The sequence below is a fragment of the Jeotgalibacillus sp. R-1-5s-1 genome (genome assembly GCF_004405105.1).
GTDB lineage: Bacteria > Bacillota > Bacilli > Bacillales > Jeotgalibacillaceae > Jeotgalibacillus.
The window spans coordinates 1-459 of record NZ_SORW01000050.1; the positions used below are offsets into that span (position 1 = coordinate 1).

The window sequence follows — 459 nt, forward strand, 5'->3', positions numbered from 1 at the left end:
CGGTTTATCTTGCTTTGTTTGATGTCGTTATCCAGTTTTCAAGGAACGAATCTGATCACTCTTTCTATAGAAGAAAGAAGAAAATCAGGATTTTCACACAGTAAAAAATTCCGAGTGATGTTTCCCACTCGAAAGAGTGTGGTTGGTGGAGCCTAGCGGGATCGAACCGCTGACCTCCTGCGTGCAAGGCAGGCGCTCTCCCAGCTGAGCTAAGGCCCCGTATTGGGTATGAAATTTATATGGTGGGCCTAAGTGGACTCGAACCACCGACCTCACGCTTATCAGGCGTGCGCTCTAACCAGCTGAGCTATAGGCCCCTTTTGAAGGTTGAACCCTCAAAACTAAACAACCAAGTGCGTCACGTTTCTGTATTGTGGTATTCCCCGCAAGGGGTCACACAATGTCCTTAGAAAGGAGGTGATCCAGCCGCACCTTCCGATACGGCTACCTTGTTACGAC

2 tRNA genes are annotated in these 459 nt (G+C 48.8%); both read right to left on the reverse strand.

From position 1 onward, the window contains the following. Positions 1-143 precede the first annotated feature (143 nt). Positions 144-219 (reverse strand) — tRNA-Ala (locus E2491_RS14775). Between the two features lie 21 nt (positions 220-240). Beyond that, a tRNA-Ile gene (locus E2491_RS14780) sits at positions 241-317 on the reverse strand. Positions 318-459: the final 142 nt, after the last annotated feature.